Origin of the sequence: Metapseudomonas cellulosilytica, from assembly GCF_049334135.1 — a bacterium.
Taxonomy (GTDB): Bacteria; Pseudomonadota; Gammaproteobacteria; order Pseudomonadales; family Pseudomonadaceae; genus Metapseudomonas.
On record NZ_JBHZGN010000036.1, the window covers coordinates 1 to 19,424 of the forward strand.

General features: G+C 65.0%; 18 protein-coding genes. 7 read left to right on the forward strand and 11 right to left on the reverse strand.

Translation table 11 applies throughout. The annotated features are described in order from the left end of the window. Positions 1 to 113 (forward strand): hypothetical protein (locus ACFW0H_RS27965; protein ID WP_422917155.1); only part of this gene is annotated, 113 nt, incomplete at its 5' end. 132 nt (positions 114 to 245) lie between these two features. On the opposite strand, the gene dkgB is transcribed toward ACFW0H_RS27965, so the two are convergent. Then, positions 246 to 1,049, reverse strand: coding sequence for a 2,5-didehydrogluconate reductase DkgB (gene dkgB / locus ACFW0H_RS27970; protein WP_422917110.1), 804 nt, complete (start codon positions 1,047 to 1,049; stop codon positions 246 to 248). A 45-nt stretch (positions 1,050 to 1,094) separates the two neighbouring features. Next, positions 1,095 to 2,276, reverse strand: a complete 1,182-nt coding sequence (locus tag ACFW0H_RS27975) for an MFS transporter (protein WP_422917111.1) — start codon at positions 2,274 to 2,276, stop codon at positions 1,095 to 1,097. 228 nt (positions 2,277 to 2,504) lie between these two features. Between ACFW0H_RS27975 and ACFW0H_RS27980 the strand changes: the two genes are divergently transcribed. Further along, a complete protein-coding gene (locus tag ACFW0H_RS27980; protein ID WP_422917112.1) occupies positions 2,505 to 3,290 on the forward strand; it encodes an SDR family oxidoreductase in 786 nt (261 codons plus the stop codon). A gap of 65 nt (positions 3,291 to 3,355) precedes the next feature. Here ACFW0H_RS27980 and ACFW0H_RS27985 read toward each other — a convergent pair whose 3' ends face one another. From ACFW0H_RS27985 to ACFW0H_RS27995, 3 genes are all read right to left on the reverse strand, one after another. After that, on the reverse strand, positions 3,356 to 3,766 hold the full coding sequence (locus tag ACFW0H_RS27985; RefSeq protein ID WP_422917113.1) for an SRPBCC family protein: 411 nt from the start codon (positions 3,764 to 3,766) through the stop codon (positions 3,356 to 3,358). An 82-nt stretch (positions 3,767 to 3,848) separates the two neighbouring features. After that, on the reverse strand, positions 3,849 to 4,859 hold the full coding sequence (locus ACFW0H_RS27990; RefSeq protein ID WP_422917114.1) for an aldo/keto reductase: 1,011 nt from the start codon (positions 4,857 to 4,859) through the stop codon (positions 3,849 to 3,851). 208 nt (positions 4,860 to 5,067) lie between these two features. Next, on the reverse strand, positions 5,068 to 6,372 hold the full coding sequence (locus tag ACFW0H_RS27995; protein ID WP_422917115.1) for an MFS transporter: 1,305 nt from the start codon (positions 6,370 to 6,372) through the stop codon (positions 5,068 to 5,070). A gap of 474 nt (positions 6,373 to 6,846) precedes the next feature. Between ACFW0H_RS27995 and ACFW0H_RS28000 the strand changes: the two genes are divergently transcribed. Together ACFW0H_RS28000 and ACFW0H_RS28005 are read left to right on the forward strand one after the other, a co-directional pair. Further along, a complete protein-coding gene (locus tag ACFW0H_RS28000) occupies positions 6,847 to 8,010 on the forward strand; it encodes an iron-containing alcohol dehydrogenase (protein ID WP_422917116.1) in 1,164 nt (387 codons plus the stop codon). A gap of 35 nt (positions 8,011 to 8,045) precedes the next feature. Next, positions 8,046 to 8,360 (forward strand): NIPSNAP family protein, encoded by a 315-nt coding sequence (locus ACFW0H_RS28005; RefSeq protein WP_422917117.1) that lies wholly within the window; start codon positions 8,046 to 8,048, stop codon positions 8,358 to 8,360. 41 nt (positions 8,361 to 8,401) lie between these two features. Here the strand turns inward: ACFW0H_RS28005 and ACFW0H_RS28010 are convergent, their stop codons facing one another. Beyond that, a complete protein-coding gene (locus ACFW0H_RS28010; RefSeq protein WP_422917118.1) occupies positions 8,402 to 9,325 on the reverse strand; it encodes a LysR family transcriptional regulator in 924 nt (307 codons plus the stop codon). Positions 9,326 to 9,639: 314 nt separating this feature from the next. Continuing rightward, positions 9,640 to 10,092, reverse strand: coding sequence for a LysR family transcriptional regulator (locus ACFW0H_RS28015; RefSeq protein WP_422917119.1), 453 nt, complete (start codon positions 10,090 to 10,092; stop codon positions 9,640 to 9,642). A gap of 133 nt (positions 10,093 to 10,225) precedes the next feature. Between ACFW0H_RS28015 and ACFW0H_RS28020 the strand changes: the two genes are divergently transcribed. The 3 genes from ACFW0H_RS28020 to ACFW0H_RS28030 all read left to right on the forward strand — a co-directional run bounded on the left by ACFW0H_RS28020 (position 10,226) and on the right by ACFW0H_RS28030 (position 14,073). After that, on the forward strand, positions 10,226 to 11,017 hold the full coding sequence (locus ACFW0H_RS28020) for an SDR family NAD(P)-dependent oxidoreductase (RefSeq protein WP_422917120.1): 792 nt from the start codon (positions 10,226 to 10,228) through the stop codon (positions 11,015 to 11,017). A gap of 1,138 nt (positions 11,018 to 12,155) precedes the next feature. After that, positions 12,156 to 13,598 carry a SulP family inorganic anion transporter gene (locus ACFW0H_RS28025; RefSeq protein ID WP_422917121.1) on the forward strand — a complete coding sequence of 481 codons (1,443 nt, stop codon included), beginning with the start codon at positions 12,156 to 12,158 and terminating at the stop codon, positions 13,596 to 13,598. Between the two features lie 88 nt (positions 13,599 to 13,686). Next, positions 13,687 to 14,073: a VOC family protein gene (locus ACFW0H_RS28030; RefSeq protein WP_422917122.1), complete on the forward strand. Its 387-nt coding sequence runs from the start codon at positions 13,687 to 13,689 to the stop codon at positions 14,071 to 14,073. Positions 14,074 to 14,442: 369 nt separating this feature from the next. Here ACFW0H_RS28030 and ACFW0H_RS28035 read toward each other — a convergent pair whose 3' ends face one another. From ACFW0H_RS28035 to ACFW0H_RS28050, 4 genes are all read right to left on the reverse strand, one after another. Further along, complete coding sequence (locus ACFW0H_RS28035) at positions 14,443 to 15,534, reverse strand: PAS domain S-box protein (RefSeq protein WP_422917123.1); 1,092 nt, start codon at positions 15,532 to 15,534, stop codon at positions 14,443 to 14,445. 67 nt (positions 15,535 to 15,601) lie between these two features. Then, positions 15,602 to 16,573, reverse strand: a complete 972-nt coding sequence (locus tag ACFW0H_RS28040; RefSeq protein WP_422917124.1) for a PDR/VanB family oxidoreductase — start codon at positions 16,571 to 16,573, stop codon at positions 15,602 to 15,604. Between the two features lie 65 nt (positions 16,574 to 16,638). After that, the gene (gabD, locus tag ACFW0H_RS28045) at positions 16,639 to 18,087 is read right to left on the reverse strand and encodes an NADP-dependent succinate-semialdehyde dehydrogenase (protein WP_422917125.1); all 1,449 of its coding nucleotides are present in this window, start codon (positions 18,085 to 18,087) and stop codon (positions 16,639 to 16,641) included. A gap of 55 nt (positions 18,088 to 18,142) precedes the next feature. After that, positions 18,143 to 19,264: an aromatic ring-hydroxylating oxygenase subunit alpha gene (locus tag ACFW0H_RS28050; RefSeq protein WP_422917126.1), complete on the reverse strand. Its 1,122-nt coding sequence runs from the start codon at positions 19,262 to 19,264 to the stop codon at positions 18,143 to 18,145. Positions 19,265 to 19,424 lie beyond the last annotated feature (160 nt).

Here is a 19,424-nt window from a genome sequence, read left to right on the forward strand (position 1 = left end):
CGAAGAACATCGACAGCATGGCTGCCGATATCTACCGCTACCTGTCCTTCGACCAGATCGCCGAGTACAAGGAAGCCGCGGCCAACGCCAAGATCCCGGTGGTCCAGGCCTAAGCCTGCACCGCGATTCCGGTGACGCAAAAGCCCCGCCCCGTGCGGGGCTTTTTGCTTGCAGGCCAATGCGACCCACCACTGGCAGTGGCGATCAGTTGGCGCCGTCGGCAATCCCGTGCGGCACCGGCGTTCTCAATCCCAGACCGGCGCCAGGCCGTCGGGACTGACCTCGCGGCCGTTACGCTCCAGCCCGGCGATCCGCGCCATGTCCTCGTCATCCAGCTGCAATTCCCGGGCGATCAGGTTGCTGGCAAGGTTCTCGCGCCGGGTGGAGGACGGAATTACCGCGTGGCCGAGCCGCAGCGCCCAGGCCAGGACCACCTGTGCCGGCGTGGCCTGGTGCTTGGCGGAGATCTCGCCGATGACCGGGTCCTTGAGCGCCTTGCCGTAGGCCAGGGTCATGTAGGAGGTGACGCGGATGCCCTGCGCTTGCAGGAACTCGACCAGCGCGCGATTCTGCAGGTAGGGGCTGAGCTCGATCTGGTTGGTGGCGATCGCCTCGCGGCCGACAACCTCGATGGCCCGCCGGGTCAGGTCGATATTGAAATTGGAGATGCCGATCTGCCGGGTCAGCCCCTGCGCCCTGGCCTGCGCCAGCGCCTCCATGTATTCCTCCAGCGCGACGCCATTACCCGGAGCCGGCCAGTGGATCAGGGTGAGGTCGACCTGGTCGAGGCGCAACTTGGCCAGGCTGACCTCCAGGCTGGGGATCAGTTTGTCGCGGGCGTAGTTGGCGACCCAGATCTTGGTGGTGACGAACAGCTCGTCACGGCGCACACCGGACTCGGCGATCGCCTGTCCGACATCCGCCTCGTTGTCGTAGATCTGCGCCGTGTCGATGGCGCGATAGCCCAGTTCGAGCGCGTTGCGAACCGAATCGATCACGGTTTGCCCCTGCAGGCGGAAGGTGCCGACACCAAATTCGGGAATGCTCATGGAAGTCTCCTTGGAATGAGTGGGAGGACGTATCGGAAAAGGGATTCAGGCACTGGCCAGGCGGGCTTCCGCCCGGTTGTCCAGGCGTCCGCTCAGAACGGTCAGGCCAAGGGCGCCGAGGGTCACCAGCGCGGCGATCCAGGGTGTATGGGCAAGGCCCAGTTGGCTGACCACTTGCGCGCCGCCCCAGGAGCCGCCGGCCACACCGAGGTTGAAGGCGGCGATGTTGAAACCCGAGGCCACGTCGACAGCGTCGGGCGCGACCTTCTCGGCCTGCTGGACCACGTACACCTGCGGGCCGGGCACATTGCCGAAGGCCACTGCGCCCCAGGCCAGTACCGTCAGCACCACCAGCCAGGGGTTGGGCGCAGTGAAGGTGAGCACGAAAAGCACCACGGCCAGGGCCAGGAAGATGGTCTTGAGCGCGCTCACCGCCCCCTTGCGGTCGGCCAGCCGGCCGCCCCACAGGTTGCCCGCCGCCACCGACAGGCCGTAGGCCAGCAGCACCGCGCCGACCATGCCCGGCTCGAAGCCGGCGATGTCCTGGAGGATCGGTGCCAGGAAGGTGAAGGCGATCAGCGAACCGCCATAGCCCACCGCGGTCATCGCGTAGACCAGCAGCAGGCGTGGTTGCAGCAGCACACGGACCTGGCGCAGCAACGGCGCCGGCGGGTTGTGCGCGATGCCCCTGGGCACGAACAGCAGCGCGCCGAGCAGCGCCACCAGGCCGAAGGCAGCGACCACCAGGAAGGTGACACGCCAGCCGAAGTGCTGGCCGATGAAGGTACCCAGGGGGATACCGGTGACGAAGGCCACGGTCATGCCGCTGAACATGGTGGCGATGGCGCTGGCGGCCTTGTCCTTGCTCACCAGGCTGGTGGCGATGATCGAGCCGACCGAGAAGAACACGCCGTGGGCCAGCCCGGTGAGGATGCGTGCGACGATCAGCGACTCGTAGCCCGGGGCCTGCCAGGCCACCAGGTTTCCGCCGGTGAACAGCGCCATCAGCGCCACCAGCAGCAGCTTGCGCGGCACCCGGCCGGTGAGCGCGGTCAGCAAGGGCGCGCCGATGGCCACGCTCAGGGCATACAGGCTGACCAGCAGCCCGGCCGAGGGCAGCGTGACGCCAAGGTCACTGGCGATGGTGGGAATCAGGCCGACGATCACGAACTCGGTCGTCCCGATGGCGAAGGCGCTCAGGGTCAGCGCAAGCAGAGCGAGTGGCATATGCGTGGTCTCTGTTCGGAATGGAGAGGCCACGAAGTCTGCAGGCTGGACACTTTTCTAAAAAATACCTGCCCAAGCCAAATACTTTTGAATTTTTATCAAGAGTTGGCGCTACACCCGAGACACCACAAACCCCTATCCTGAGCGGCCGGATCTTCGATCCCGAAACCTTCCGGAGCGCCACTATCGGCGCCCCGGCTTCGCCGACTCAATTCGAGGAGATATGACATGGATCTGGGAATCGCGGGGCGGTGGGCAATCGTCTGCGCCGCCAGCAAGGGACTGGGCAAGGGCTGCGCCGCCGCCCTCGCCCGGGAAGGGGTGAACCTGGTGATCAACGCCCGTGGCAGCGAGGCGCTGGAACAGACCGCCAGCGAGCTGCGCGCGCGCAATGCCGGCATCGAAGTCCGCAGCGTGGTGGGCGACGTGGCACGGCCCGAGGTGCGAGCGGCACTGCTCGCCGCCTGCCCGCAGGTGGACATCCTGGTGAACAACGCCGGCGGGCCGCCGCCGGGAGACTTCCGCGACTGGACCCGTGAGGACTGGCTCAAGGCACTGGACGCCAACATGCTCGCCCCCATCGAGCTGATCAAGGCAACGGTGGACGCCATGGCGGCACGGGGCTTCGGCCGTGTGGTGAACATCACTTCCGGGGCGGTGAAGGCGCCCATCGACGTGCTCGGGCTGTCCAACGGCGCACGCAGTGGCCTGACCGGCTTCATTGCCGGCCTGGCGCGCCAGTCCCGGCTGGCGTCCTGTAACGTCACCCTGAACAACCTGCTGCCCGGTGCCTTCGATACCGAGCGGCTGCAGAAGACCCTGAAGGCCGCGGCCCAAGGGGAACACGACCTGGAAGAGGTGGCGGAGCAACGCCGCCGTCGCATTCCGGCCGGGCGCTTCGGCAATGCGGACGAGTTCGGCGCTTTCTGCGCCTTCCTGTGCAGCGCCCACGCCGGCTACCTCACCGGCCAGAACCTGCTGCTCGATGGCGGAGCCTATCCGGGGACCTTCTGAGGGTCTCCCGACAACCAGCGACAAACGGCGATCCCGGCTTCAGAAGCGGGATCGCCGGGCGTCGATCAGCCCTCCATGGCCTGTTTCAATGCGGCGAGGCCGTCCTTGTAGATTCCCTCGAACATGGCCTGGGCTTCCGCCTCGCTGATGTTCTCGGGGGTAAACGAGCCGAACCATTCCACTTTGGACCCCCGGCCTTGCGCCTGCACGCGCAGAGTGGACTGGTAATCCCGCACCGGCGCCGGCCCCTGGAGGATGGTGTAGGTGTAGCTCCGCTGGCTTTCACTGAAGTCCAGCAGGCGTTCGATGATGACGTCGCCGCCGACGGACTTCAGGGTCCGCACGCGTCCCCCCTCGCTCAGTCCGCTCTGGGGAATGAAGGGCAGCCAGTCGGGCAGCGAGTCGAAGCCACCGATCAATTGCCATACCTGCTCGGCACTGGCTTGAAGTTCAACGGATGCATAGGCGTTGCTCATGGCGATATCTCCCGGGGCCTCGGCCCCTGAATCGGAAAAGGTTCTGCTGACAGGCCCGGCGGAGGCCGGACGTGGAGAGGTTTCAGTTGGACGGAAGCGGCGCCTGCGGGGAGACCAGCCCCTGCTCGCGCAGTTCTTGCCAGAAATCGGTCGGGATAACGGCCGACAAGGCGGCATGGTCCTCATTGGCGTGCTGCGGGCGGGTCGAGCCGGGAATCACCGCCACCACCGCCGGGTTGGCCAGGGCGAACTGCAGGGCCGCGGCCTTGATGTCGACGCCATGGCGTTGGGCGACCGCGCGAATCCGCGCAAGCCTGGCCAATACCGGCGCCGGGGCTTTCTGATACTCGAAGTGCTCGCCGCCGGCGGTGACCCCGGAGCTGTAGGGGCCGCCGACGACTATGCCGACACCCCGCTCGGCGGCGGTTGGCATCACCCGCTGCAGGGCGCGCTCGTGGTCCAGCAAGGAATAGCGGCCGGCAAGGAGGAAGCCGTCGGGACTCGGCTCTTCCAGGCCCAGGGCGAGCTCGATGGGTTCCACGCGGTTGACGCCCAGTCCCCAGGCCTTGATCACGCCTTCATCACGCAGGCGGCTGAGGACGCGGAAGGCGCCCTTGCGCGCGGTTTCGAAGCGCTCGAGCCATTCGTCGCCGTAGAAGTCCTGGGCGATGTCGTGGATCCAGACGATATCCAGGTGGTCGGTCTGCAGGCGTTTCAGGCTGCCCTCGATGGCGCGCAGGGTGCCATCGGCGGTGTAGTCATTGACGATGCGGTTCCTGCTTCCGTGCTCGAACAGCCCGCTTTTCTCGCCCAGCTCACGGCTGGCCGGATCCTCCAATTCGTCGAGAACGATGCGGCCGACCTTGCTGCTGAGCACGTACTGGTCACGTGGGCGTTTGGCCAGGGCGGCTCCCAGGCGGGACTCCGCAAGCCCGGCGCCGTAAAAGGGAGCGGTGTCGAAGTAGCGCACGCCGTTGTTCCAGACTGCGTCTACGGTAGCCTGGACTTCCTCCTCGGACACCGCGCGATACATGTTGCCCAGCGGGGCGGTGCCAAAGCCGAGCGGATGAGGGATCAGGGGCTTGAGGTTCATGGGTCTCTCCGGATGCTGTGGTTGAAGGAGCCGGTTTCGATCTCCTGTGGGCTCATCCTATGGGCGAGACACCAAGACCGTCCAAGTCATACTTCGACATCCTTGAGACCCACCAGGTCTGCCCAGCCAACCAAAGGGCCACGCCTCTCCGCCATCGAAGCGAGGAGGCGTGACCGCAGGGGGATTCATCGGCAGGAGCGGTGTCCGCTCAAACCCGCTCGCGGTAGTCGATCAGGCTGGAGAACAGCGCCAGCAGGGCCGCCACGACCACGAAGAAGATGAGCGCCAGGAAATAGGAGCCGCTGAACTGCACGATCAGGCCGATCAGGATAGGCACCACGACCCCACCCATGTTGCCGCAGAAGTTCATGGCGCCAGCCAGCACGCCGGTCCTTGCCGGGCCGCCGATGATCGTCGGCAGGCACCAGTACATGCCGCACCAGCGGATGAAGAACATCGCCACACAGAGCAGGCCGATCACCACGGGTGCGCTGGAAACGTAGGCCGCGCCCAGGATGCAGGCCGCTGCCACCAGGGCCGAGCCGCTGAACATGCTGCGCATGACCAGGTTCGGTGAGGCTCCGGCGGATTTCCAGCGGTCACCGATCCAGCCACCGATCAATTCCCCGACGAAGCCGCACATGAAGATCAGGAAGGTGGCGCCGCCCATGGCCGAGATATCCAGCCCATGGGCCTTGTGCAGGTAGCTCGGCATCCAGGTCAGCAGGCCGTAGAACACGCTGCACACGCAGCAGTAGCCGGCGAACATGGCGAGGATGGAACGATCCTTCAGCAGGGTGCGCAAGGGCGGGTTGTGTTCCCGGCGAGCACTGCGGGACCCGGCGTTGGCCGAGGTGATGTGCTGCAACTCGGCTTCGTTGACCCCCGGATGATCGCCCGGGTGGTTGCGGATGTACTTCCAGGCCAGGAGCCCGGCCAGGACGGTGCCGACGCCCGCCACCACGAAGGCCACCCGCCAGGAGCCCAGCCAGGCGATCAGCCCGGAAATGATGATGGCGCCCAGGGCGCTGCCCAGCGGCGCGCCGCCGTCCACCAGCACCGCGCCACGGCCACGCTCGTTCGGCGTCAACCAGGCACTGTTGAGCTTGGCGCCGGCCGGATAGATGGGCGACTCGGCAACCCCCAGGCCGATACGCGTTGCGAGCAGCACCAGCCAGTTGTGCGAGGCCGCGCCCAGCGCCTGGAACAGCCCCCAGCTGACGGTGGCGACCCCGATGATCCCGCGGGACTGGTAGCGATCCAGCAGGATGCCACCCGGTATCTGCATCAGCGCGTAGGACCAGAAGAAGGCACTCAGCAGCAGCCCCTCCATGGCCGGTGAGATGTCGAACTCGGGGGCTATCAGCGGCATCGCCACCGACAGCGAGGCACGGTCGATGTAGTTGATGGCGGTGAGCAGCAACATGATCAGGAAGATGCGCCAGCGCACGTTCGTGGGCCGGCTGGCATTCAGCGCCTGGAAGGTAGTCGCGTCCGGGGAAGGTATTTTCATGATGTGTCTCATTGTTGTGATTGTCGGGTCGAGAAAGTTCACGCCAGCCCACTGGAAGGCAGAGGCCAGTCAAGCGCGGAAGAGCAATGGAAGAGTGGGCGGAGTAACTTTTTAAGTCACAGGAGCGAACCTGCGTAATGAAACTTCATGATTGGGGGATAACTGATCCTGATCTTCTTGCCGGCCATATCCGGCAGCACGTCGAAATAGCGTCCAGGGCAAAAGGCGGATAACCAGGGGTTATCCGCAGATCAGCTCTTTTCATTTGGAAGTGCAAGGGTGGATTTGTAGCTTCGGCCCCGAAGTTGCTCTTGGGCAACTTGAAACACTCAATCAATAACAAGGAAATTCCATGTTCGCCGCACTCCTGTCGCCCGCCCCTCCCCCTCTGCGGATTTCGCAGGCCTGATCCGACACTTTTCGAACTTGACGCTGCCGGTGCCCACACCCCGGCGGACTGCTCACGAGGCTGCCATGAACCCATTCCAGTTCTTCTTTCCCACGCTCCTGAAATCCGGCAACGGCCTGGCCCGGCAGGCCGGCCAACTGCTCAAGCCCCACCTGCGCGAAAAGCTGCTGGTGATCACCGACGAAGGCCTGATCAAATCAGGCGTTCTCGAAGGCTTTTTCCAGTCCCTGGCGGAAGCGCGGATTCCCTTTGAGATCTTTTCCGGCGTAGAGCCCAACCCCAGCACCGAGGTGCTGGACCAGGCGGTGGCCGTCCTCAAGGCCAGCGGTTGCGACGCGGTAATAGGCGTCGGCGGCGGCAGCAGCATCGACACCGCGAAAGGCGTGGCGGCCATGGCCACCAACCCTGGCAGCATCCTCGACTACGAAGGCTATGACCGCCTGCCGAACGCGCCCTTGCCGATCTTCGCCATCCCGACCACCTCGGGTACCGGCAGCGAATGCACGGCATCCACCGTGTTCACCAACAAGCAGACGCTGTTCAAGACGGTCATCGTCAGCCCGCGGCTGTTCCCCAGGCTGGCCATCCTCGATGCCGAACTGACCTGGAAGCTGCCACCGGCCATCACCGCGGCGACGGGCATGGACGCGCTGACCCATGCCATCGAGTCCTATGTCTCCAGACAGGCCAACCCGATCAGCCAGGCCCTGGCCATCCAGGCCATCCGCCTGATCGGCGCCAATCTGCGCAAGGCCTATTTCGTCGGCAGCGACGCCGAGGCAAGGGAAAACATGCTGCTCGGTTCCTTCCTTGCCGGCGTCGCCTTCTCGCAGTCGAAACTGGGCAACGTGCATGCCATCTCCCACACCTTCGGCGGCGTGTTCAACATTCCCCATGGCATCGCCAACGCCACCCTGCTGCCCTACGTGATCGGCTTCAACCTGCCGGCCTGCCCGGAGCGGTTCCGCGAGATCGCCATTGCCCTGGGCCGGGACATCACCGGCCTGGACGACCTGGCCGCCGCGCGCACAGTGGTGGACTTCGTCGTGGAGCTGAACGCCGCGCTGGGCATTCCCGACAACATCAAGGAACTGGGCGTCCGCCTGGACCTCCTGCCACAGATGGTCAGCGACTCCATGCGTAGCGGCAATGTGCTGGTCAACCCCCGCCTGACCACCGCCGCAGACGTCGAAACCATCATCACCCACGCCTACCACGGCACTCGCTGAGCGCCGGGTAGCCGCACATCCGAGGAAACCTCCAGATGTTCTACGAAATGCGTACCTACACCATCCAGATCGGCAAGATGAAGGAATACCTGCAGCACTTCGAAGCCGAAGGCCTGCCTGTGATCTCCCGCTACACGACCCTGGTGGGCTGGTGGTACACCGAGATCGGCGAACTGAACCAGGTCGTGCACATATGGGCCTACGAGAGCCTCGACGACCGGATCAGGAAGCGGGCGGCGCTCTACGAAGACCAGGACTGGCTGACCCGCTTCGTGCCCAAGGCCTTCCCCATGCTGATCAGCCAGGAATCGAAGCTGCTGATGCCGGCCGCCTTCTCGCCCATCCGCTGAATCAGGCGGACCTGGCCCCGCCCTCCCCCTGGGCGGGGCCCTCAGCACTCGCTCAGCAGTTCCTCCAGAAGCAGCCGTGCGGCGGGCGAAAGCTCGGTGCCGGCACGGCTGACCGCGCCGAAGGGTTCGACCAGGGCCCGCAGGGAAACCGGCAATTGCACAAGCACGCCGAAGCGTTCCGCGAACTCGGCCACCTCGCGGGGTATCACCGCCACCAGGGTGGGGTCCTCCTGCAGCAACATCATGGTGGCGAAGGTGGACGAGGTTTCCAGCGGATAGCGCGGCACTTCCAGCCCCGCCTCGCTCAACTCACGCTCCAGGGCCTGGCGCATGGGCATCTGCACCGGGTAGACGATCCAGCGGTAATGACTGAGTTCACTGATTTCCAGATGGGCAGCACCCGCCAAGGGGTGGTTGCGCGTGGCGACCACTGAAAGGGGTTCGTCGCCAAGGGCCACGCTCTGGTAGGCGCTGGCCCTGCGACTGACCCCGGTTCGGCAGATGGCCAGGTCCAGCCGTCCCTCGTCCAGCAGGGCGAGCAGGCTGGCGCTGGTATTCTCCACCACCTCCACCGACAGGGTCGGCTGTTTCTGCCGCAGGCGGCTCAGGGCGCGACTCAACAGTGGAACGGCGCCCATGATGACCCCTACCGACAGGCGCCCTCCCTCACCCTGGGTGATGCCCATCACCTCCTCCCGCAAGTGCGCCAGGTCGCTGTAGATCAGGCGCGCATAGCGCGTGATGCAGCGCCCCACATCGTTGGGCACCAGCCCTTTGGGCTGCCGGTCGAACAAGGGCATGCCGAGGATGGACTCGATTTCCCGCAGGACCTTGGTCGCCCCCGGCTGGGATATCGCCATTTCTTCGGCCGCCTTGTGCAGCGAGCCATGGTTATCGAGCTCGATGAGCAGCCGCAGCTGCTTCAGACGCAAACGCGCGGCGATGTTTTCCAGGGAAGGGAACATGGCGATGGATTCTCACGGAAGGCAGGCGGGAATTATAACTTTCGCGATGCGCCGATACTTGCCAACGCAGCAATACATAATTGCGGGAAAATCACGAGCCGGGCAACTGAAGAATCAATATTGAACTGCCGATAACGGAGCATGATCAGGTAATCCAGACTTTTCATTAGGCAGCTGCAGAAGAACTCGATAGAGTCGCCCGGACACAACTTTATTCATGTCGTGGAGATCGATACTTCCCACTGGGAATACTCTTCCGGACCTTCGTTTGTGTCCAGAAAGCCCTGCCGAACAATCCGGCAGGCGGGCCACCTTCAGTCTTGCGCACCCGCCAGCACCATCTGGCGGAAGTCACCGACGATCGGCCTCAGGTCGACCCGGTGCCAGGCCGCCCAGAGCCCGATGCCCTGATTCAGCCATGGCAGCTCCCGCAGCACCACGTTGGCGTTGCCTTCGCCGTTGAAGCTCTTCTGGATCAGGGCCAACCCCAGGCCGGCGGAAACGAGACCAAGTGCACTCAAGGGTTCGGCGGCCTCCAACCTGATCTGCGGGGTGAAGCCCGCTTCCACGCAACCAGCCAGGAAGCGCTCGCGTCGGTGCTGCTGCAGCTGGCTACGCTCGAATAGCTGAAGGCCGAGACGATCCTCCAACTGGGCGATCTGCCGGCTCAGGGGAGACTGGGAGATGTGCAGTTGCTCCGCCGCGCGACCGACGTGCTCGACTTCGGCCACGGCGACGAAATAGCGGAGCTGTCTGAGATCCAACATATGTCCCACAAGGACTCAAGTGTGACCCTATCTGTCATGGACGGTCTTATACGCCGATTCTAGGATGCTGCCCAGAACCCAATGATCACCGGTAGCCAACCAACGCTGCCGAACACTGGAGAGGACCTGAAACATGCAAATCGATCTGAGCGGCAAAACCGCTGTCATCAGCGGCTCCACCGGTGGTATCGGCCTGGGCATCGCCCGGAGCCTGGCCCTGGCCAACGCTGAAGTCGTGATAGTCGGCCGCACCGCGGCCGCAGTCGACGAAGCCGTAGCCGGCATCACGGCCAGCGGCGGCAAGGCCCGTGGCGTGGTGGCGGACCTGGGAACCCAGGCGGGTGCCGAATTGCTGTTCGCCGCCGAGCCTCGCGCCGACATCCTGGTCAACAACCTGGGGATCTACAACGATGTCGATTTCTTCGCCACCGACGACGCGGAGTGGTTGCGCTTCTACGAAATCAACGTGCTCTCCGGAGTACGCCTGGCGCGTCACTACATCCCGGCGATGGTGCAGCAGAAGTGGGGCCGGGTGATCTTTCTTTCCTCTGAATCGGGCATCGCCATCCCCGCGAACATGATCAATTACGGCGTCACCAAGAGCGCCAACTTGGCGGTCTCCCATGGCCTGGCCAAGCGCCTGGCCGGGACCGGCGTCACGGTGAACGCCATACTTCCGGGCCCGACCTTCACTGAAGGCGTGGCGGCGATGGTCTCGGATGCCATGCGCCAGTCCGGGCGCAGTGCCCGGGAAGAGGCGAACGACTTCGTCCGCCGGGAGCGTCCCAGCTCCATCATCCAGCGCGTGGCGGAGGTGGAAGAAGTGGCCAACCTGGTGACATACGTCGCCTCGCCGCTCTCCTCGGCAACCACAGGCGCGGCTCTGCGGGTGGACGGCGGCGTGGTGGACAGCCTGGCGATCTGAGGGCAAGGCGCCCCTCGTCAGGCGCTCTGGCGCCGGCGGCGGATCTGCGCTGCAGTCAATTCGGGCGAAAGGGGCAAAGCTGCACGGAGGTTGCCATGGCCGTTGAGCAGCCCAACGATTCCCGCACCGGCTCCTCAGGTTGGGCTTCGTGGCCTCAGCCACAACGGCGGTCGTGCGTATTCATTGGCTATGTCTGCGTCAGCTGTTGCAGAACCGAATAGAAGCGTCTAATACGGCCCCTTCAGACCTTCGTACCCGCCTGACACTTCCCTCACCCCCGGCCCCCGCCCTGCGCCCCGGCCCGATCGCTTCGCGCTCAGGCGTTCATCGGCACCGGAAGCGGTGCTTCCGAAAGCGTGCCTCTTCACCCCTGAAGAGGAGAGGGGTGACTCGCGCCTGCTCGAACGATGCAATTCTGATGCATTGTCGGGGCCTGAAAGCTTGCGGAAGAGGTGGGGCGGCACTCCGCCCCGTCAGGAGGCCGAGCGGAATCGTTGCGCAGGGGGACGAGCGGCATGGATGCCGCGAGAGGCGTGCGGGGCCATGGATGGCCCCTCACGCCGGGCCCCGGAGCAACGATGGAGCGAGGGAAACGCAGTAACAGCCGAAGGCTGGTCACCCGGCGAAGCCGGGCCGGATGCAGGGGCAAGCCTTTTGGTTCCTTTTTGGGGGGGGGGCGGCCATCCGTCGTTTGCAAAAGGGACTCGCCCGGGAGGGCGAAACAGGGACTCGCCGTCCGCTCGATAATCAGCTTGGCTCAGAACGTTCTAGCAACATTTAACGCAGACATAGCCTATTCATTCGCGAAAGGGCGGACTCAGTTCGTAGATGGGCCATGCGGCAGTGCGTAGGGTGGAAATCCCTTTCGGGATTTCCACCAGCGGTGTCCTGCACCGCCTCGCTGGTGGATAGAAAAGCCCTTTCCATAGCCCTACACGGCTGAGGGAGCGAGTTCATTCGCGAAAGGCGAACTGGCTCAAGGCACCGGATGCCGATGCCCGGGCATCCACGAGTCCGGGATCGACCGCAGAGTCGCCCCTTGCCGCTGGCCGCATCATCTTCATTTCCGTAACATCCGCCCCCCATTTTCCCGCTCGTTCCCGAGGCCGGCCTTGCCGGCCCTGATCCCAGGTACGCCATGAAACCACCCCGCCTGCGCGCCGATGTCCTGGCCGGACTCACCACCTCATTCGCCCTGGCGCCCGAATGCATCGCCTTCGCCCTGGTCGCCCACCTCAACCCGCTGATGGGGCTCTACGGTGCCTTCATCATCTGCACCCTGACTGCGCTGTTCGGCGGCCGCCCGGGGATGGTCTCGGGTGCGGCCGGGTCCATGGCCGTGGTGATAGTGGCGCTGGTGGTCCAGCACGGGGTGCAGTACCTGTTGGCCACGGTCCTGCTGGGCGGATTGATCATGGTCGCCTTCGGCCTGCTGCGCCTGGGCAAGCTGGTGCGCATGGTGCCCTACCCGGTGATGCTCGGGTTCGTCAACGGCCTGGCGATCGTCATCGCCCTGGCCCAGCTGGAGCATTTCAAGGCCGGTGACGGCTGGCTGAGCGGCACATCGCTGTACCTGATGCTGGGACTGGTGGCGCTGACCATGGCCATCGTCTACCTGCTGCCACGCCTGACCCGCGCCGTGCCGCCGGCGCTGGTGGCGATCCTTGGCGTCGGCCTGCTGGTCTACTTCCTCGGCCTGCCCACCCGCACCCTGGGCGACATGGCGCATATCGCCGGCGGCCTGCCTGCCCTGGCACTGCCGGAGGTTCCCTGGAACCTGCAAACCCTGGCGATCATCGCGCCCTACGCAGTGCTGATGGCGATGGTGGGCCTGCTGGAGACCCTGCTGACCCTCAACCTCACCGATGAAATCACCGAGAGCCGCGGCTACCCGGACCGCGAGTGCGTCGCCCTGGGTGCCGCCAACCTGGTGTCCGGCGCCTTCGGTGGCATGGGCGGCTGCGCCATGATCGGGCAGACCGTGATCAACCTCAGTTCCGGCGGCCGTGGCCGGCTCTCGGGCGTGGTGGCCGGGGTAATGATCCTGCTGTTCGTTCTATTCCTCTCGCCGCTGATCGAGCGCATACCGCTGGCCGCGCTGGTCGGCGTGATGTTCGTGGTGGCCCAGCAGACCTTCGCCTGGGGTTCGCTGCGGGTCGCAGGCAAGGTGCCGTTCAACGATGTGCTGGTGATCATCGCGGTAACCGTCATCACCGTGTTCACCGACCTCGCCATCGCAGTGCTCTGCGGCATCGTCATCGCCGCGCTGAACTTCGCCTGGCACCATGCCCGCGAGCTCTACGCCGACGGCCACGACGAGCCGGACGGCAGCAAGCTGTACCGCCTGCACGGCACGCTGTTCTTCGCATCCACCACCCCCTTCCTCAACCAGTTCGACCCGGCCGGCGACCCTGACCGGGTGACCCTGGATTGCCGCCACCTGAGCTTCGTCGACTACTCGGCCATCGCCGCGCTGAAGACCCTGCGCGAGCGCTACGCCAAGGCCGGCAAGCACCTGCGCGTGGTGCACCTGTCCGAGCGCTGCAAGCAGCTGTTCAAGCGTGCCGGGGAGCAGCACTAGGCACCCCTCGTCAGGCGGATTGGCGGGTGTGGCGTTTGTGCGCTGCAGTTAGTTCGGGTGAAAGGGGCAAAGCCGCAAGGAGGTTGCCATGGCCATTCAGCTCGATCATCTGATGGTGCCGGCCCGCGACAAGCTGAAGTCGGCGCAGCTGCTGGCGGAACTGCTCGGGGTGCCCTGGTCGGCTCCCGGTATCGGACCTTTCGTGCCGGTCTACCTGAACGAGGGGCTGACGCTGGATTTCGACGAGTGGGGCGAGCCCTTTCCGTTGATTCACTTCTGCTTCCGGGTGAGTCCGGAAGAGTTCGAGGCCATCCTCGGGCGCATCAAGGCGGCGGGGATTGCCTACCGCAGCGACGTGCACGGGCCAGTGGATCATCAGGTGAATACGCAGCATGGCGGGCGCATCGTTTACTGGAATGTGCCGGATGGGCATCAGTGGGAGATGTTGACGGTGAGTTATGCGCGGAAGGGTTGAGGAACTGTAGGGGCGAATTCATTCGCCAAGCGCCGCGTAGGGTGGAAATCCCTTTGGGGATTTCCACCATCGGTGTCTTGCATGGCCTCGCTGGTGGATAGAAAGGCGCTATCCACCCTACACAGCTGTGGGCGAGTTCATTCGCGATCGGGCAGTTCGTAAGATGGGTCGGGCGGCGTTCCGCGAGCTTGCGATACCCATCAGCCCTGTCCGCATGGGTATCGCTCCGCTCCACCCATCCTACGGGGAGCCATGTGGCTCCAATTAGGGATTTCCACCATCGGTGTCTTGCACGGGCTCGCTGGTGGATAGAAAAGCGCTATCCACCCTACACGGCTGTAGGAGCGAATTCATTCGCGATCGGGCAGCCTAGCGCCCCTGCAGCTCCCGCACCTGCGCTTCCAGCTCGGCGATGCGCGCCTCCAGTGCCTGGCGCTCCGCGCGGCTGGCGGTGATGTCGTCGTAGACGCTGATGATGTGCTCGGGACTGCCATCCCGGGCGTTGCGCTGGACCGAAGCGCGCACGCTCACCCAGATGTAGCTGCCATCCTTGCGGCGGAAGCGCTTCTCCATGGTGCTGACAGCCACCTCGCCATTCAGCAGGCGCTTGACCCGGGCGAGGTTTTCCTCGACGTCGTCGGGGTGGGTGAGCGCCTGGAACGTCAGCCCGGCGAGTTCATCCGCGCTGTAACCCAGGAGTTCGCACAGCGGCTGGTTGACCCGCTGCCAGCGGCCGTCGAGGCCGATGTAGGCCAGGGCGCCACCGGCCAGCTCGAAGATGGCGCGGAAGCGCTCCTCGCTCTGCCGTAGCTCATCCTCCACCCGCTTGCGTTCGGTGCTGTCCAGGCTCACTCCGACCATCTTCACCGAGCGCCCGGCGGCATCCTTCAGCGAAGTGGCGCGGGAGGTGACCCAGCGCAGCTCGCCATCGGGGCGGTAGATGCGGAAATCGAATTCGTAGCCTTTGCCCTCGGCCACGCACTCGCGGTAGATGGCCTGCAGCGCGGTAACGTCGTCGGGGTGCAGGTGGGCCCAGAAGTCTTCGTTGCGGCGCACGGGCCAGCCGTACACGGCTTCGACATTGGCCGAGTAGGAGACTTCGTCGGTGATCAGGTTCCATTCCCAGTTGACGATGCCGGCGCTTTCCTGCGCCAGCTTCATGCGCGCTTCGCTTTCCATGATTTCGGCGGTGTACTTGCGCCGCACATCGGTCATGGGCAGGTCCTGCACCTCGACGTGCTGGGCATCTTGCAGGGCTTCGTCGCCATAGCGCAGCCAGATCCAGTTGACCTTGAGGAAGGTGGCCAGCTTGCGCAGGTTGTCGTAGTCGATCTCGCCGCCACGGGTCCACTTGTGCACCGCGGTGCGGGAAATGCCGAGCACCGTGGCCACGGCCTGCAGCGTCAGTTTCTGGTGTTCGAGCAGTTCTTTGAGGCGGAAGGCGAAGCTGTTTTCTGTCATGGCAAGACATGTCCCTGAGCCAGGCGACGCAGTATACACGTCGCCAGCTCCGCCCCTGCCAGCCCCGCTACAGATCGAGAACCAGGCGCTGCCCCTTGGCTCGCGACACGCACAGCATCATGGTTTGCTGAGCGGCTTTTTCGTCGTCGGACAGGTACTGGTCGAAGTGCTCCGCCTCGCCTTCGAGGATGCGCGTCTCGCAGGTGCCGCAGACGCCTTCGCGGCACAGGCATTCCACCTGGGCGGCATTGGACTTCTCGATGGCCTGGAGGATGGTCATGCCCTCCTCCACCTGCAGCTCGCGGCCAGACTGGGCGAGCACCACGGTGAAGGCCCCACCGGTGGCCGGAGCGGCGGCGAACTGTTCCCAGTGCACGCGCGAATCCGCCACGCCCTGGGCCTTGGCGGTGTCGATCACCGCGTCGATCAGCGGCTTGGGCCCGCAGACGTAGAGGTGAGCGTCGGCGTCCAGGCTGCCGATCAGTTCGGCCAGGTTGAGCGAGGTCCCCTGGCTGTCGACGTAGAAACGCACCTGCTCGGCATGCGGCCCTTCGCCCAGTTCGGCCTGGAAGGCACCATGCTCCGGGCTGCGGAAGGCGTAATGCAGTTCGTAGCGAGCGCCCACCCGACCCAGGTCATGCAATTGCGAGAGGAACGGCGTGATGCCGATTCCGCCAGCGATCAGCACATGCTTGCCGGCGGAAGGATCGATGGCGAACAGGTTGTTCGGGCTGGAGATCACCAGCTCGGTGCCGACCTCCACCTGCTGGTGCATGAAAACCGAGCCGCCCTTGGACTGTTCTTCCAGGCGCACGCCGATCTGATAGCTGGCGGTGTCGGCCGGGTCGCTCATCAGCGAGTAGGCATTGCTGAACTGGCGGCCGTCGGCGCTCTTCATCTGCACGATGATGTGGCTGCCACCGGTGAAGGTCGGCAGCGGCTGGCCGTCGGCACGCTCCAGGGTGAAGCGTTTGATCAGGGGGGTCGCCTGCTCCACCGCGGTCACGCGGGCAGGCATCATTTCGTAGGAGTTGGCCATCGCTCACCTCTGTTGCGACTGCGGGCGGCGCCAGGCGCCGCCCTGATGGTGCGTGGTGCCCGCCGTCAGACGGCGAGGCACAGGTACTTCATTTCCAGGTAGTCCTCGATGCCGTACTTCGAGCCTTCGCGGCCGAGGCCGGACTGCTTGACGCCACCGAAGGGGGCCACCTCGTTGGAGATCAGGCCGGTGTTGATACCGACCATGCCGTACTCCAGCTGCTCGGCGATCTTCCACACGCGGCCGATATCGCGGCTGTAGAAATAGGCCGCCAGGCCGTAGAGGGTGTCGTTGGCGAGAAGCACCACTTCCTCGTCAGAGGAGAAGCGCACCAGGGGCGCCACCGGGCCGAAGATTTCCTCGTCCAGCAGCTGCATGCCCGGCGCCACGCCGGTCAGCACCGTGGGCTGGAGGAAGTTGCCGCCCAGGTCGTGGGTTTCGCCGCCCACCAGCACCTCGGCGCCCTTCTCCAGCGCGTCGGTCATCAGGCTGCGGACCTTGTCCAGAGCCTTGCCGGTGATCAGCGGGCCGATCTGGGTGCCGCCTTCCAGGCCGTGGCCGACGCGCAATTCGCGCACCTTCGCGGCGAAGCGCTGGGCGAAAGCGTCGTAGATGGCGTCATGGATGTAGAAGCGGTTGACGCAGACGCAGGTCTGGCCGGCATTGCGGTACTTGGCGACCAGCGCGCCTTCGACCGCTGCGTCGATATCGGCGTCATCGAAGACGATGAAGGGCGCGTTGCCGCCCAGCTCCAGGGAGACTTTCTTGATGGTGGGTGCGCACTGGCCCATCAGCAGGCGGCCCACCGGGGTGGAGCCAGTGAAGCTGAGCTTGCGCACCAGCGGGTTGCCGGTGAGCTGGGCGCCGATGGCCACCGCGTCGCCGGTGACGATGCTGAGCACGCCGTCCGGTACACCGGCGCGCTTGGCCAGCTCAGCCAGGGCCAGGGCGGAGAACGGGGTCTCGTTGGCGGGTTTGACCACGATGGTGCAGCCCGCCGCCAGGGCCGGCGCCACCTTGCGGGTGATCATGGCCGAGGGGAAGTTCCAGGGGGTGATGGCGGCGCAGACGCCGATGCCCTGCTTGATCACCACCAGGCGCTTGTCGCCGGCCGGCGAGGGAATCACGTCGCCATAGATACGCTTGCCCTCTTCGGCGAACCACTCGATGAAGGAGGCGGCATAGCGGATTTCGCCCACGGCTTCGGCCAGGGGCTTGCCCTGCTCCAGGGTCATCAGGCGGGCCAGGTCGTCCTCGTGCTCAAGCATCAGCTCGAACCAGCGGCGCAGGATCTGCGCGCGTTCCTTGGCGGTACGGGCGCGCCAGGCCGGCAGCGCGGAGTCGGCAGCCTCGATGGCGCGCAGGGTCTCGGCGCCGCCCATGTTGGGCACCTGCCCCAGCAGCTCACCGCTGGCCGGGTCGGTCACGTCCACCGTGCGGCTATCATCGGCGTCGCACCAGGCACCGGCGATGAAGGCCTGCTGGCGGAACAGGTCGTTGTCTTTCAGGTTCACTCTTTGATTCCTCCTCGCGAGGCGGGCCGCCGCGCTGCCGCGGCGGCCACAGCCATCAACGGTCCAGGTGGGCGACGGCGATCAGGTTGTGGAAGTGGGCGATGCCGTGCTCGCTCTGGCCGCTGCGTTGGCTGTCGACCATGATCCGGCCCTGGCCGCGATAGCCGCGGGACTTCAGGCCTTTCTGCACGCTCTCCACCAGGCGCAGGTCTTCCGGACGGAAGACGTCGCGGTACCACTCGATCAGCGCCTGCTGTTCGGGGGTGATGTCCTTGTTCAGGAAGTAGATGTCGTAGTGCTGCAGGGTCACTTCGGCGCTGACCGGGAACTCGTAGATCACGGTCATGAAGTTGCCGCCGGGCGGGGCGTTGAACATGGTGCAGGGCCAGGCCCAGAAGCCGCTGAAGGACGGGTCCTTGACCGACTCGTCGAACTTGAAGGATTTCTCGGACGGCTTGGCCACGCCGTACTGCAGCGACCAGTTGCCGTGCATGGTGTGGGTGTATTGGCCGACGTCGACGGAGTCGGAGAAGCCCGGGTGGGCCGGGGCGCAGTGGTAGCACTCCATGTAGTTGTCGACGATGGACTTCCAGTTGGCCGGGGTCTCGGTGACGAAGCGGGCGGCCAGGTGCAGGTCGTCCACCACCGGGCAGGCCTGGCGCAGGCGCGCTTCCATGCCCGGCAGCTGCTCTTCGACGCTGCCGGCGTCCTTGTTCATGTTGACGAAGATGAAGCCGGCGTATTCCTCTACACGCAGCTGCACCAGGCTGGAGTTGGCCTTGTCGAAGTCGGCCACGTGATCGCAGTTGCGCGCATGGGCCAGCTCGCCGTCGAGCTTGAAGGTCCAGGCGTGGTACGGGCAGGTGATGACGTTCTTGGCCTTGCCGTTGCCTTGCAGCAGCTGGTGGCCACGGTGCGGGCAGACGTTGTAGAAGGCGCGCAGCTCACCGTCGCGGCCACGCACGACGATGATGCTCTCGCCGATGTATTCGCGGGTGATGTAGGCGTTGTTCTCGGCGACCTCGCTGCGGTGCCCCACGCAGACCCAGCTGTTGGCGAAGATCTTTTCCTTCTCGTGTTCGAAGATCTCCGGGCGGGTGTAGTAGCTGGCCGGAATGGTGTAGGCCACGTCCGGGTTGGCGCAGAAGTCTGCGGGCAGGCGTTTGATGTCGTTCATCGTCTGTACTCCAGGCATTTTCAAGGCACCGGCCGAGGCCGGGGCGTCACAGCTATTTACTTTTGGTTAACACAAATCTGTTGGTTAACAGATCGGGCAAAATTTTTTGGACCGGCCATTTTGTAGGGTGGGCTTCAGCCCACCATCGACGGTCCGCGTG

What these genes read in the sequence shown, in the direction of transcription:
- dkgB (WP_422917110.1), bottom strand. Translation starts at nt 1,049, where the DNA reads ATGAGCATTCCCGAATTTGGTGTCGGCACCTTCCGCCTGCAGGGGCAA.
- ACFW0H_RS27975 (WP_422917111.1), bottom strand. Translation starts at nt 2,276, where the DNA reads ATGCCACTCGCTCTGCTTGCGCTGACCCTGAGCGCCTTCGCCATCGGG.
- ACFW0H_RS27980 (WP_422917112.1), top strand. Translation starts at nt 2,505, where the DNA reads ATGGATCTGGGAATCGCGGGGCGGTGGGCAATCGTCTGCGCCGCCAGC.
- ACFW0H_RS27985 (WP_422917113.1), bottom strand. Translation starts at nt 3,766, where the DNA reads ATGAGCAACGCCTATGCATCCGTTGAACTTCAAGCCAGTGCCGAGCAG.
- ACFW0H_RS27990 (WP_422917114.1), bottom strand. Translation starts at nt 4,859, where the DNA reads ATGAACCTCAAGCCCCTGATCCCTCATCCGCTCGGCTTTGGCACCGCC.
- ACFW0H_RS27995 (WP_422917115.1), bottom strand. Translation starts at nt 6,372, where the DNA reads ATGAAAATACCTTCCCCGGACGCGACTACCTTCCAGGCGCTGAATGCC.
- ACFW0H_RS28000 (WP_422917116.1), top strand. Translation starts at nt 6,847, where the DNA reads ATGAACCCATTCCAGTTCTTCTTTCCCACGCTCCTGAAATCCGGCAAC.
- ACFW0H_RS28005 (WP_422917117.1), top strand. Translation starts at nt 8,046, where the DNA reads ATGTTCTACGAAATGCGTACCTACACCATCCAGATCGGCAAGATGAAG.
- ACFW0H_RS28010 (WP_422917118.1), bottom strand. Translation starts at nt 9,325, where the DNA reads ATGTTCCCTTCCCTGGAAAACATCGCCGCGCGTTTGCGTCTGAAGCAG.
- ACFW0H_RS28015 (WP_422917119.1), bottom strand. Translation starts at nt 10,092, where the DNA reads ATGTTGGATCTCAGACAGCTCCGCTATTTCGTCGCCGTGGCCGAAGTC.
- ACFW0H_RS28020 (WP_422917120.1), top strand. Translation starts at nt 10,226, where the DNA reads ATGCAAATCGATCTGAGCGGCAAAACCGCTGTCATCAGCGGCTCCACC.
- ACFW0H_RS28025 (WP_422917121.1), top strand. Translation starts at nt 12,156, where the DNA reads ATGAAACCACCCCGCCTGCGCGCCGATGTCCTGGCCGGACTCACCACC.
- ACFW0H_RS28030 (WP_422917122.1), top strand. Translation starts at nt 13,687, where the DNA reads ATGGCCATTCAGCTCGATCATCTGATGGTGCCGGCCCGCGACAAGCTG.
- ACFW0H_RS28035 (WP_422917123.1), bottom strand. Translation starts at nt 15,534, where the DNA reads ATGACAGAAAACAGCTTCGCCTTCCGCCTCAAAGAACTGCTCGAACAC.
- ACFW0H_RS28040 (WP_422917124.1), bottom strand. Translation starts at nt 16,573, where the DNA reads ATGGCCAACTCCTACGAAATGATGCCTGCCCGCGTGACCGCGGTGGAG.
- ACFW0H_RS28050 (WP_422917126.1), bottom strand. Translation starts at nt 19,264, where the DNA reads ATGAACGACATCAAACGCCTGCCCGCAGACTTCTGCGCCAACCCGGAC.